Origin of the sequence: Mesorhizobium sp. M0296 (genome assembly GCF_040321675.1) — a bacterium.
In the GTDB taxonomy this organism is placed as follows: domain Bacteria; phylum Pseudomonadota; class Alphaproteobacteria; order Rhizobiales; family Rhizobiaceae; genus Mesorhizobium.
In genome coordinates, this window is the sequence record NZ_JAMYRZ010000061.1 from 15,727 (window position 1) to 28,045 (window position 12,319).

A 12,319-nucleotide genomic window follows, 5' to 3' on the forward strand; every position below is an offset into this window, starting at 1 on the left:
TGCATTGTATTCAACGAAATCCCCGAGACAATCGCTAACGAGCTCACCCGGCAAGAAACGGGTGGTCCGCGCGCGCCGTTTCACCCATCTCAATGACAGAGAAGCCACAGGAGGCGAAGCCATGACCATCGATTCGATAGGCGCGAAAGCGGCGGTGAAATCGGCGGAGGTGCGCGTTGCCGGATATGATTGGCGGACGCTGGCCGATGAGCTGAGCGGCTATGGCTGCGCGGTGATGGAAAAGCTGCTGACGCCGCAGGAGTGCCGGCAGATTGCCGGACTTTATTCGGACGAGAGCCATTTCCGCAGCCATGTCCATATGGCGCGGCATGGCTTCGGCAAGGGCGAGTACCGCTATTTCCGCTATCCCTTGCCCGACTTGATCGGCGGCTTGCGCACCGCGCTCTATCCGCGCCTGGCCGCGGTCGCCAACGACTGGAACCAGCGCATGGGTATCGCGCAGCGCTATCCCGACGAACACGCCGCGTTCCTCAGGCAATGCCACGAGCAGGGCCAGACGCGGCCGACGCCGCTCCTGCTGCAATACGTTAACGGCGACTTCAACTGCCTGCACCAGGATCTCTACGGCGATCTGGCGTTCCCGTTGCAGGTCGCGATCCTGTTGTCCGAACCAGGCAAGGATTTCACCGGCGGCGAGTTCGTGCTGACCGAGCAGCGTCCGCGCATGCAAAGCCGCGCCGAGGTGGTGCCGCTGCGCCAGGGCGATGCAGTCGCCTTCGCGGTCCACAATCGTCCGGTCCAGGGCAGCAAGGGCAATTACCGCGTCAATCTCAGGCACGGCGTCAGCCGGCTTCGCTCCGGCATGCGCCACACTGTCGGTATCATCTTCCACGACGCCAAGTAACCGAGCCGCCCGGTCGAGGCCCGGCGGCGGTTACCTGGAAAAATCGCTGCGCACGATGCCGTGGCGCTGGAGCTTGTCGTAGAAGGTCTTGCGCGGAATCCCCAGCGCTTCGATCGTGCGCCTGACGTCTCCGTCGTTGCGGCCAAGCGTCTCGCGGATGATGTCGGCCTCGTAGCGCTCCAGCCGCTCCGGCAGCTTCATGGCGGTGTTCGATTGGGTCGGGGCAGGGGGTTGTGCTTCGGCGCCTTCCTCCAACCCAAGCACGAACCGCTCGGCGAAATGCGCCAGTTCGCGCACATTGCCCGGCCAGTCATGGTCGCTCAGATGGCGATGCACCGAAGCCGGCACTGCCGGCACCTGGCGGTGGAAACGGGCGGCGGCGCGCTCGGCGAAATAGAAGAACAGCAGGGCGACATCGTCGCGGCGCTCGCGCAGCGGCGGGATCGAGATCGTCACCACGTTGAGCCGGTAATAGAGATCCTCGCGAAACGTGCCGCGCTGGCGCGGATCGCCGAGGTCGACCTTGGCGGCGGCGACGACGCGCAGGTCGACCGGCCGCACCTCGTTGGTGCCGAGCGGGGTGACCTCGCGCATCTCCAGCACGCGCAGCATCTGCACCTGTGTCGAGACCGGCATGCTTTCGATCTCGTCGAGGAACAGCGTGCCGCCGCTGGCGTGCTCGATGCGGCCGATCCGTTTCTTCTGCGCGCCGGTGAAGGCGCCGGCCTCATGGCCGAACAATTCGCTTTCGATGACGGTCTCCGGCAGCGTGCCGCAATTCAGCGCGACGAAATTGCCCTTGGCGCGGCGGCTCCAGCGATGCAGAAGGCTTGCCACCACCTCCTTGCCGGAGCCGGTCTCGCCGGTCACCAGCACATCGACGTCGGTGTCGGCGATCTGGCGTAGTGTGCGGCGCAGCCTGTCCATCGCCGGCGTCTGGCCGATCAGCGGCAGGCCGTCCTGCGCCTCTCCGGCCGCCTCGCGCAAGGCCCGGTTCTCCATCACCAGGCGGCGCTTTTCCGCTGCGCGGCGCACGCTCTGTACCAACCGGTCGGCGGCGAAGGGCTTGGTGATGAAGTCGTAGGCGCCGTCCTTGATCGCCTTGACGGCCATGGCGATGTCGCCGTGGCCGGTGACGAGGATGACGGGAATGTCGGCATCCAGCCGCAGGATGCGATTGAAAAGCTGCAAGCCGTCGATCTGAGGCATGCGGATATCCGACACCACGACGCCGGTAAAACCGGCGTCGAGCCCGGCCAGCGCCTCAGCCGCCACCGCAAAGGCGGAGACCGAGAAGCCGGCAAGCTCCAGCGTCTGCACGGTGGCCTTGAGGAGATCGCGGTCGTCGTCGATCAGGATCACCGGCGCGGCATTGTCGTTCGTCATGATGGCTTACGCTGCTGTCTGGAGATGAATGGTGAAGCGGGTGCCGCTGTCGTCGCTCGAAACTTCGATGCGGCCGCCATAATCGGCGACGATGTCCTTCGAGATGACGAGGCCAAGGCCAAGGCCTTTTTCCTTGGAGGTGTTGAACGGCGTGAACAGCGATTTGAGGATCGCGGGTGGAATGCCCGGTCCGTTATCGGACACGCCGACCGTCACGCCGTCCGCGGTCTCGTCGACCGACACCTGCACACGAGCGTCGTCGCGGCCGTCGAGTGCTTCGAGCGCGTTCTGGAAGAGGTTGATCAGCACCTGTTCGAGCCGCACCCGATTGCCCATGACCTTGAGGCTCGGCGGCGGCAGGTCGATGGCCAATGCGTCGAGCCGGCCGGCAAAGCGGCTTCTCAACAGCATGACGGCGCCTTCGATGACACCACGTAATTCGACAGGCTCGGCGGCGGTGCGGCCCTTGCGGGCAAATGCCTTCAACTCCTCGGTGATTGAGCCGATGCGTTCGGTAAGGGCTGCGATAGCGCCGAGGTTTTCCTCGGCCGGCCCGGTCTGCTTGCGGTCGAGGAAGGTGCGGGCATTGTCGGCATAGGCGCGTATGGTGGCGACCGGCTGGTTGATCTCATGGGCGACGCCAGCAGCGACCTGGCCGAGGATGGCGAGGCGGTTGGCCTGGACCAGATCCTGCTGCACGATTTGGAGCTTGGCTTCCGTGCTGCGGTGGCCTGCTATCTCGGCCTGCAGCCGGTCGCGGGCGCGGCTCAAATCCTCGGTCCGTTCGACGACGCGGCGTTCGAGTTCGATGCGGGCCGCCTGTTCAGCGGCAATCCGCATCTGCGCCGACTGCCGGCGCCACAACAGATACGCGGCAAGGCCGAGCAGCGGGACGACGACGCCGAGCGCAAGAAGCCGCATTTCGCGGACCGCGGCGGCGATCGGCGCTTCAGCCGGGATCAGATAGTCGAGCCGCCAGGGGGTCGAAGGAATCGTCGTGGAAAGGCTGAGATACTCCGCGTCGCTGCCGCCGGGCGTTACTGCGTGGACGATCGACACATCCGGGCTGAGCGCCTGCGCGTGCATGATCGGCAACGGCACAAGCGGCGCGTCGCCGAACTGTTGGCTGTCGTGGATCGCGGCTTGCTTAGGTGCGGCCAGCGGTGCGGTTGTCATGAAACGCCAGGACGGCACGCTGGTGATCAGCACGACGCCATTTTCGTCGCTGACATAAGCCGGGCGGTTCGCCTCGCGCCAGTCGGCTTCGAGCTGGTCGAACTCCATCTTGACGACGACGACGCCGAGCGGTGCGTCTGTGTCGCCGACGCGCCGCGAAATGTAGAGGCCGGGGCGCTTGCTGACATTGCCGAGCGCAAAATACTCGGCGGTTCCGGCCTGCATCGCGCCGGAGAAATAGTCGCGGAAACGGTAGTCATTGCCGACGAAGCTGATCGGCTCGCGCCAGTTGCTGGAGGCGACCGCCAGTCCATCGGTGCCGACGACATAGAGTACCGACGCCTTGGTGCCGGAGACCAGCCCCTCGAGCTTGCGGTTCAGCACATCGATTGCCGCGGCATTTTTCTGCGACAGCGCGTCACGCACTTGCTGGTCTGCGGACAAAAGCAGTGGCAGGGCGCGCGGGCTTTCGAGCACCGCGCGCAGCAGCGCGACCTTCAGATTGGCGTCGGTACGCCCCTGCGCCGCCAGGGTCCCGACCTCGGCGGTGCGGCCGTAAAGGCCGGCGCCGTAGAGCGCTGCCGTGACGATCAAAAGCGCGATGGCCGCAAACAGCAGCCAGGCTCGGCGCGCCCGCCTGGCGAGTTGCTCGGGCGTCGAAGACAAGGCACCGGCGGGGCGTTGCAGCATCGCCCATTTGTGCATGAATTCGCACAAAGCACAATTCGACCTATGCGGAGATTCGCACCTATCCATGCGCCCAGCACAGCGGACGTTTGCGAATGCTCAACAAAATCAATGATGAAAAGCTCTTCTGCGTATCTGGCACGGCTGTTGCAAACACGAATTCAGCAGTCGCGAGGCTGCTGGTCAAAACAACTGCCCCGGGGAGTCGAGCTTTCGATCGGGGCGCATGGAGGACGTCATGCAGACAGCAATCGCTGCCGCCGAGCCGCGCGGCAAACTTCCCTTATACCGGCATCTTTATGTGCAGGTGCTGGCGGCGATCGCCGCCGGTGTGCTGCTCGGCCATTTCTATCCGGAAACCGGCGAGGCGATGAAGCCGTTCGGCGATGCCTTCATCAAGCTGGTGAAGATGGTGATCGCGCCGGTGATCTTCCTGACGGTGGCGACCGGTATCGCCGGCGTTTCCGACCTGCAGAAGGTCGGCCGCGTCGCCGGCAAGGCGATGATCTATTTCCTGGTGTTCTCGACGCTGGCGCTGGTCGTCGGCCTGGTCGTCTCCAATGTCGTCCAGCCCGGCGCCGGCATGCATATCAATCCGGCCACGCTCGATACCGCCAAGGTGGCGGCGTATGCCGAGAAGGCGCACGACACAACCATCGTCGGCTTCCTGATGAACATCATCCCCGACACCATCACCGGCGCCTTCGCGCAGGGCGACATTTTGCAGGTGCTGTTCTTCTCGGTGCTGTTCGGCGTCGCCCTGGCGCTGGTCGGCGATCGCGGCCGTCCGGTCGTCGATTTCCTGCAGGCGCTGACCACGCCGATCTTTCGCCTCGTCGCCATCCTGATGAAGGCCGCACCGATCGGCGCCTTCGGCGCCATGGCCTTCACCATCGGCAAATACGGCATCGGCTCGATCGCCAACCTCGCCATGCTGATCGGCACATTCTACCTGACCGCGCTGCTGTTCGTGCTGGTGGTGCTCGGCGCGGTTGCCCGCTACAATGGCTTCTCGATCCTGGCGCTGATCCGCTACATCAAGGAAGAGCTGCTGCTGGTGCTCGGCACCTCGTCCTCGGAAGCGGCACTACCGGGCCTGATGGCCAAGATGGAGCGTGCCGGCTGCAACCGCTCGGTGGTCGGCCTGGTCATCCCGACCGGCTATTCCTTCAATCTGGACGGCACCAACATCTACATGACGCTGGCGGCGCTGTTCATCGCGCAAGCCACCGACACGCCGCTCACCTACGGCGACCAGATCCTCCTGCTCGCCGTCGCCATGCTGAGCTCCAAGGGTGCCGCCGGCATCACCGGCGCCGGCTTCATTACGCTGGCGGCGACACTCTCGGTCGTCCCCACCGTGCCGGTCGCCGGCATGGCGCTGATCCTCGGCGTCGACCGCTTCATGTCGGAGTGCCGGGCGCTGACCAACTTCATCGGCAATGCGGTAGCGACGGTGGTGGTGGCACGCTGGGAGGGAGAACTCGACCAGACGAAGTTTGCCGCCGCCATGGCCGGCGACCTGCCGGAGGAAGTCGACCTGTCGCTGCCGGGTTTGCAGGCCGCCTGACCGTCTAGGCCACATGACTAAAAGCCCGGAGCCGGTTCATCGGCTCCGGGCAGAAGCGGCGGCGGTCGCGGCATGCCGCCTGAAACGCAACCTGAAGTGGCGCTATTTTCGACGCGGGGCTTGTTCCAGCCGCATTTGCAGGCCAGTATCCGCCATGCCTTCAGGGCACCCGTCCGCTTCGCTCCCGACCTAATCGCGAGGCGAGACATTTCCGTCGGGCTCGGTTTGCAACATCATCCTTGCCGAACCGTCGGAGCTTTTGCTGCCGACCGCGTTCTGACTATGGCGGCAGCCCTCGAAGGCAATGGCGGCCTCACTGCGAAGTCGCAAGCGAAACGTGACCCGTCTCCTGATGGAAAGCGCAGGCTTTCTCCCAGGGAACTCGTTGCGCGCCAAGAGGGCGCTTGAAGAGGGGGCAGGCCCATGAGGGCCGTTGCCGAACCAAAGCAAGATGCGAGGTCAAACGCGATGCAGCCTGTCATTCCGGTATCCATCATTATCCCGAATTACAACTACGCGCGGTTCCTCAAACGCAGCATCGACAGCGCTCTCGAGCAGGACTACGCGGATGTTGAGGTCATCGTCGTCGACGATGCATCGCAGGACAATTCCACGACAATCATGGAATCTTATCGCGATGAGATACTCGCATGCCCGCGGGCGCAAAATGGCGGACACGCGGCGGCGTTCAACACCGGCTTTGCGGCGAGCTCGGGCAAGATCGTCCTGTTCCTCGACGCCGACGATTATCTTTATCCAACCGCCGTCTCCACCATTGTCGAAACGTGGGATGATGCAACCGCTCAGGTCCAGTCCAGACTGCATATCGTCGACGAGGGGCAACGCATCAAGGATGTCTTTCCGCCGCCCGAATTGCCTTTCGACAGCGGCGACGTCATGCCGAAACTCCTGCACAAGGGCCGCTATCAGACGACAGTGACCAGCGGGCTGGCCTTTGACCGCGCAACGCTCGAATCGATCATGCCGATACCGGAGCCGGAGTTCCGGCAGGGCGCCGACGGCTATCTGGCAACGCTGGCGCCGATATACGGGCATGTCCAATCGATCGACGAATGCCTCGGCGCCTACCGGATCCATGGCGCCAACCATTCAGTCTTCGGTGAAAAGCTCGCCGAGCGGGCACGCTGGCGGGTAACTCACGATTTCCGCCGCATGCAGGCGCTGTCGGACCAGGCCGCCGGGATCGGCCTGACCATCGTGCCGTCGGATGCTGTCCGCCACGATCCGGTCCACCTGGAAGAGCGGCTGGCGTCGCTCTGCGCGGACAGCGGCCGACATCCCGTGGCCGACGATTCCCGGCTGGCGCTCGGGGCGGCCGGCGCCGTCGCCAGCCTCGAAATGACCGCATCCCTGCGGCGGCGTGCAATCCTTGCCGCCTGGTTCCTGTCGGTCGGGGTGTTGCCGCGGAAAATGGCGACCGCGGTGCTGTCGTGGAAGCTTGATGCGTCGTCGAGGCCGGCATTTTTGAGCCGCCTGTCCAAGACCATCCGCCACGCCATGGGATAGTGGGTGGCGCTGTGCCACAACTCCGCCAGGTTTTCGGGAGGTCTGGCAACCCGGGTAGATTTCGAACAATATCATTATGGGTACGTGGCGCCCCAAGCGAAAGGACAACCAGCCCATGACCTCTTATGAGCCGATGCGTCCGATGGAGCGCTGCCCATCCCACCCTGGAGCGCTGCTTGACGACATTATCCCGGCAACCGGAAAGACCAAGGTGGAGATCGCCAATCTGCTCGGAATCTCGCGCCAGCAGCTTTATGACATCATCCGCGAAAAGAAGCCGGTGTTGCCGGCTGTCGCTGCCCGTCTTGGAAAGATGTTCGGCGACGGCGCCGCGATCTGGCTCAGGATGCAGGCCGCCTATGATGCGTGGCACGCGGAACGCGAGGTTGACGTCAGCGCCATTCCAAGGCTGCATGCTGCCTGAGATGCAATAGATCGGCCGAACCACCGAGGCTCTCACAAATCGATCACGGTCCCGCCTGCCTGGACCGGTCCTGCGGTTCGACGGCTCGCTCGACCAGGACATGCGCTTCCCGCGCGGCCTCGATGAACGCGTTCCTGGCGGCTTCGGTCCAGCGATCGTCGCTCATGGCGCGGCGGCATGTGCGCAGTGCCACCCCGTGTTTGGCGCTGCCGGTGTCACGCCAGTGGGCTTCCAGCAATGCGACAGCCTGCCGTGCGTTGGAAATGTTGCGGATATCTCCCACGATGCCGACCGCAACCGCAACCGGCTTGGCAAACCATCCCTGGTTCATGGCGGGGCCTTCGACCTGTTGAACCATCTATAACGAAAATCGTAGCCCAAGGTTTCATTCGCGCCAGTCACCTCGGCGTGAGGCGGCGTCTACAGCGCTGCGCGCAGCCTAACCACGACGCTTCGCGCCACAAGCACCAGCACGGTGATGACGATCAGGATCACCGAGAGCGCTGCGATCGCCGGGTCGATGTTGTCGCGCAGGCCCATCCACATTAGCCGCGGCAGCGTGATGGCGTTGACCGAGGTGATAAACAGGGTGACGCCGATCTCTTCCCAGGACAGCACGAAGGACAACAACGCCGCGGTGACGATGCCGAACTTGATATTGGGCATGATGATGCGGGTGGCGCGCTCCCACACGGTGGCGCCGAGGCCGCGGGCGGCGAGGTCGATGCGGCGGTCGAGCTGGCTGAGCGACACCAGGATCAGCACCGTGGCGAAGGGCACCGTCATCACCGCATGCGCCATGGCGACACCCAGCCAGGTGTCATAGCCGAAGAATGAGCTGACGCCAGAGATCGAGGTCAGCAGGAAGTAGAGCGTGATTGCCGAGACCACCGGCGGCACCACCATCGGCAGCAGCACGAAACCGACCAATGCTGCCGTGAAGCGCGGCTGGAACATCCAGATGCCGAGGCTGAAGCAGAGCGCCAGCACGGTGGAAAAGGCGCTGCTGACGATGCCGATCCTGATCGAGAGCAGGATCGAACTGATCCAGCGCGGATCCTCGATCAGCGCCCGGTAATGGCGCAGCGACAATTCGCCCGACGGCATCGCCAGCATGCGGCTCGGCGTCAGCGACACCGGGATGACGGCGAGCAGCGGCAGCAGCAGGAACAGCGCGACGAGGGCGGCGAGGACCAGCGAGACGGGACCGGGGCGGTAGGTCGGCATCGCGCTACACCAATTGCTTGGGTCTGATATAGCGGAAAAGCAGCGCCATCAGCGCGCCGACGAACAGCACCAGCACCACGCTGATCGCCGCACCCAGGCCCCAGTCCGGGCTCTGGAAGATGCGAAGGTAGATCAGCTCGGCGATCATCACGCTGCGACCGCCGCCGAGGATCGCCGGCGTGACGAAGAAGCCGAGCGAAAAGACGAAGACGATCAGCGCCGAGCCGATGATGCCGGAGCGGGTCATCGGCACGAATACCGACCAAAAGGTGCGCATACGGCTGGAGCCGAGGCCACGCGCCGCCAGCAGCACGCGATCGTCGAGGCTGCGCATCGATGAGGCCAACGGAAACACGGCGAAGGGAATGAGGAAATGCGTCATCCCGACGATAACGCCGAACTCGTTGCGCACCAGCGCCAGCGGCTCTGAGATGAAGCCGACCGCCTGCAGCCAGGTGTTGATCAGGCCGCGATTGGACAAAAGCGCCACCCAGCCGAAAGCGCGCGTCAGCACCGAGATCCAGAACGGTACCAGGATGCAGAACTCGGCCACCACGCGCTGCACCGGCGTGCCGCGTACCCAGACAACGGTGATGACGTAGGCGGCGACAACCGAAACGATCGTCACGATCGCGGCGATGCGCAGCGTGCGGATGAAGACCGACTGCACCAACTGATCCGTGAGCAGCGCATTGTACTGCCCCAGCCCCGGCGTGGGCAGCGTAAAACTCCATTTGACCACGCCAAGGAATGGCCAGGCGTAGGCCAGCACAAGAAAGAGGAGCAGCGGCGCCATCAACAGCGCCGCGCCCATCCTGTCGGAGAGGTATGCTCTCATCCGGTTATCCCGGCTTGTCAGGCGGAGATGATCTTCGTGTATTCGTCGAGTGCTGCCCCGTAGTTCTTGGCGTACCAATCCATGTCGAGCGGAATCTGCTTTTTCATGTTCTCGGGATCGACCGGGTTGATGCGCTTCTTGTCGGCGGGGATCAGCGCATCGGTGGCCGGGTTGGCCGGACCCTGGCCGAGCTTGTCGAACATGATGAGTTCCTTCTCCGGGTCCTGGGTGCTGGCGATGAACTTCATCGCCGCGTCCTTGCCGCCGGGATTGCCCTTGAGCACGGCGAGCGCGCCGGGCGAGATCAGGCCCTGGTCCCAGATGAACTTGATCTTGCCGCCGCTGTCCTGCTCGATGAGCGAAGCCCGGGTCGACCAGACGATCGCCATCGAGGCCTCGCCATTGAGCAGCACGCTCTGGCTTTCGGCGCCGCCACCCCAATAGGCGACGACGTTTTCCTTGAAGGCTGCGATCTTGTCATGCGCGCGCTTGAGGTCGAGCGGGTAGAGCGAGGCCGGCGCGACGCCGTCGGCGAGCAGTGCCGCTTCCCAGCTCGACACGCCCCATTTGTAGAGCGAACGCTTGCCGGGGAATTTTGCCACGTCGAAGAAGTCGGCCATGCCGGTCGGTGCCTGGCTGCCGTATTTCTCGGCATCGTAGGCGATGACGTAGGAGAAGAAATAGGTCGAGGCAGCGTACTCCCAGCCGAATCCCGGCCGCATCTTCTTCTTGTCGACGACCGCATAGTCGATCGGCTCGAGCATGCCTTGGGCGCCGAGAGTGATGGCCGAGAACGGATCGACGTCGACCAGATCCCAGGTCGGCGCGCCGCTCTTGAACTGCGCCGCGATCGCGCCTTCGGTCGGGCCGGAGCCGTCCATCTTGACGGTGATGCCGGTCTCCTTGGTGAAGGCCTGGCCGTAAGCCGCATCGTAGGCGGTGATGGCGTCGCCGCCCCAGTTGACCAGCACCAGTTCCTTCGCCGCGGCAAAGGCGCCGGTCGAGCGCAGTAGCATCGGCGTGCCGGCCAGCACCACTGCGGCCAGCTGCGTGAACTGCCGGCGCGAGATCTCGCCGCGCACTGCCCTGGCGGATAGCGCCTCGATGGAATTTTTCTTGGTTTGGTTTGTCATGTCAGTTCCCCTTTTTGTCGTTGGTATTTCCTGAATGTCAGCTTGGCGAATTCGCCACGCCGATCGTCATTGCTCTCCATCCGGAAGGAGGAAGCCTTTCTCCGCGGGCCAGGTCAGCCAGACGGAATTGCCCTTGCTGAGGGCAGAGGCGGCGACCTCGTTCGGCACCGAGACCGTCACCTTGGCGCCTTGGCGCGTCGTCAGATCGAGCCGCGTTGCAGCGCCGAGATAGGTCGAGGCGACGGCAGTCGCGGCAATGCCGTTCTCGCCTGCCGCGGCTTCGCGGGCGATCGACATGTATTCCGGCCGGATCGCCAGGATGGCATCGCCATGGACCTTCTCGGCCCTGCAGCGCAAGCTGATCGCGCGGTCTTCGCAGAGGCCCGTCGAGCCATTGTCGGCCGGGCGCACGCCCTTCAGCGGCAGCATGTTGATCTCGCCCAGGAACTCGGCGACGAAGCGGTTGTCCGGCCGGTCGTAGACCTCGTCCGGCGCGCCGACCTGCAGCAATTTGCCATGGTTGAAGATGGCGACGCGAGATGACAACGCCAGCGCCTCGCTCTGGTCATGGGTGACGAAGACGAAGGTGGTGCCGGTCTCCTGGTGCAACCGCTTCATCTCGGCCTGCATCTGGCCGCGCAGGCCCTTGTCGAGTGCCGAAAACGGCTCATCGAGCAAAAGTACGCCCGGCTCGAACACCAGCGCCCGCGCCAGCGCCACGCGTTGCTGCTGGCCGCCGGACAATTGCGACGGCAGTTTCTTCTCGTGGCCCTTGAGCCCGACGCGCTCGATCATTTCGCCGACGCGGCGCTTGATCTCGGCCGCCGATTTCTTGCGCACCTTGAGCGGGAAGGCGATGTTGGCCTCGACGCTCATATGCGGGAACAGCGCATAGCCCTGGAAAACCATGCCGGCGGCGCGCTGCTCGGCCGGCCGCTCGGTGATGTCGACGCCGTCGCTGTAAAGGCGGCCGTCGGTCGGCTGAATGAAGCCGGCAAGGATCATCAGGAAGGTGGTCTTGCCGGAACCGGAGGGGCCGAGCAGGGTGAGGAACTCGCCACGGCCGATATCGAGCGTCAGATCGTCCAGCGCACGGAACGAGCCGAAGCTCTTGCCGATCCCGATTGCCTTGATCTCTGCGGCCCGGCCGGGGTGCTGCATCCTGCCCTTTCCTTAGCGTAGCCGAAATCGTAGGCAGGGCGGCGGCTCACCGCAACCGAATAGTTTTCGCCTGATCGGCAAATTTGATTCATCTATGCGCCAATCTCCCCCTCAAGGGGGAGATGTCGCCGAAGGCGACAGAGGGGGTCGCTTCGCTTGAAGTGCCAACCTCCTCTGCAGCAGCAGGCCGAGCCCAGTTGGACCGACCCCCTCTGGCCGCTTCGCGGCCATCTCCCCCTCGAGGGCAGGGGAATCGCATATGGCGATTTTGGGGTTGAGTTTAGGCTGAGAAAGGATTCTTTGGAGAGGCAGTTGAGCGAAGGAG

The 12,319-nt window shown here is 64.1% G+C and carries 11 protein-coding genes; 4 read left to right on the forward strand and 7 right to left on the reverse strand.

Features of this window, described 5'->3' with window-relative positions; translation table 11 throughout:
- Window positions 1–121: 121 nt before the first annotated feature.
- The gene (locus NKI97_RS32965) at window positions 122–865 is read left to right on the forward strand and encodes a 2OG-Fe(II) oxygenase (RefSeq protein WP_352451486.1); all 744 of its coding nucleotides are present in this window, start codon (window positions 122–124) and stop codon (window positions 863–865) included.
- Between the two features lie 30 nt (window positions 866–895).
- Here NKI97_RS32965 and NKI97_RS32970 read toward each other — a convergent pair whose 3' ends face one another.
- Together NKI97_RS32970 and NKI97_RS32975 are read right to left on the reverse strand one after the other, a co-directional pair.
- Window positions 896–2,251, reverse strand: a complete 1,356-nt coding sequence (locus NKI97_RS32970) for a sigma-54-dependent transcriptional regulator (protein WP_352838393.1) — start codon at window positions 2,249–2,251, stop codon at window positions 896–898.
- A 6-nt stretch (window positions 2,252–2,257) separates the two neighbouring features.
- Window positions 2,258–4,132 (reverse strand): sensor histidine kinase, encoded by a 1,875-nt coding sequence (locus tag NKI97_RS32975; protein ID WP_352838394.1) that lies wholly within the window; start codon window positions 4,130–4,132, stop codon window positions 2,258–2,260.
- 220 nt (window positions 4,133–4,352) lie between these two features.
- Here NKI97_RS32975 and NKI97_RS32980 point away from each other — a divergent pair, with 220 nt between their 5' ends.
- From NKI97_RS32980 to NKI97_RS32990, 3 genes are all read left to right on the forward strand, one after another.
- Window positions 4,353–5,684, forward strand: a complete 1,332-nt coding sequence (locus NKI97_RS32980; RefSeq protein ID WP_031211944.1) for a dicarboxylate/amino acid:cation symporter — start codon at window positions 4,353–4,355, stop codon at window positions 5,682–5,684.
- Window positions 5,685–6,152: 468 nt separating this feature from the next.
- Window positions 6,153–7,211, forward strand: coding sequence for a glycosyltransferase family 2 protein (locus tag NKI97_RS32985; RefSeq protein WP_352838395.1), 1,059 nt, complete (start codon window positions 6,153–6,155; stop codon window positions 7,209–7,211).
- A gap of 115 nt (window positions 7,212–7,326) precedes the next feature.
- Window positions 7,327–7,635: a HigA family addiction module antitoxin gene (locus tag NKI97_RS32990; protein ID WP_352838396.1), complete on the forward strand. Its 309-nt coding sequence runs from the start codon at window positions 7,327–7,329 to the stop codon at window positions 7,633–7,635.
- 43 nt (window positions 7,636–7,678) lie between these two features.
- On the opposite strand, the gene NKI97_RS32995 is transcribed toward NKI97_RS32990, so the two are convergent.
- From NKI97_RS32995 to NKI97_RS33015, 5 genes are all read right to left on the reverse strand, one after another.
- Window positions 7,679–7,966: a DUF982 domain-containing protein gene (locus NKI97_RS32995; protein WP_352451481.1), complete on the reverse strand. Its 288-nt coding sequence runs from the start codon at window positions 7,964–7,966 to the stop codon at window positions 7,679–7,681.
- An 89-nt stretch (window positions 7,967–8,055) separates the two neighbouring features.
- On the reverse strand, window positions 8,056–8,862 hold the full coding sequence (locus NKI97_RS33000; RefSeq protein WP_352743677.1) for an ABC transporter permease: 807 nt from the start codon (window positions 8,860–8,862) through the stop codon (window positions 8,056–8,058).
- 4 nt (window positions 8,863–8,866) lie between these two features.
- The gene (locus tag NKI97_RS33005) at window positions 8,867–9,700 is read right to left on the reverse strand and encodes an ABC transporter permease (protein WP_352744107.1); all 834 of its coding nucleotides are present in this window, start codon (window positions 9,698–9,700) and stop codon (window positions 8,867–8,869) included.
- A gap of 17 nt (window positions 9,701–9,717) precedes the next feature.
- A complete protein-coding gene (locus NKI97_RS33010; RefSeq protein ID WP_352744109.1) occupies window positions 9,718–10,833 on the reverse strand; it encodes an ABC transporter substrate-binding protein in 1,116 nt (371 codons plus the stop codon).
- 66 nt (window positions 10,834–10,899) lie between these two features.
- Window positions 10,900–11,994 (reverse strand): ABC transporter ATP-binding protein, encoded by a 1,095-nt coding sequence (locus NKI97_RS33015; RefSeq protein ID WP_352838397.1) that lies wholly within the window; start codon window positions 11,992–11,994, stop codon window positions 10,900–10,902.
- Window positions 11,995–12,319 lie beyond the last annotated feature (325 nt).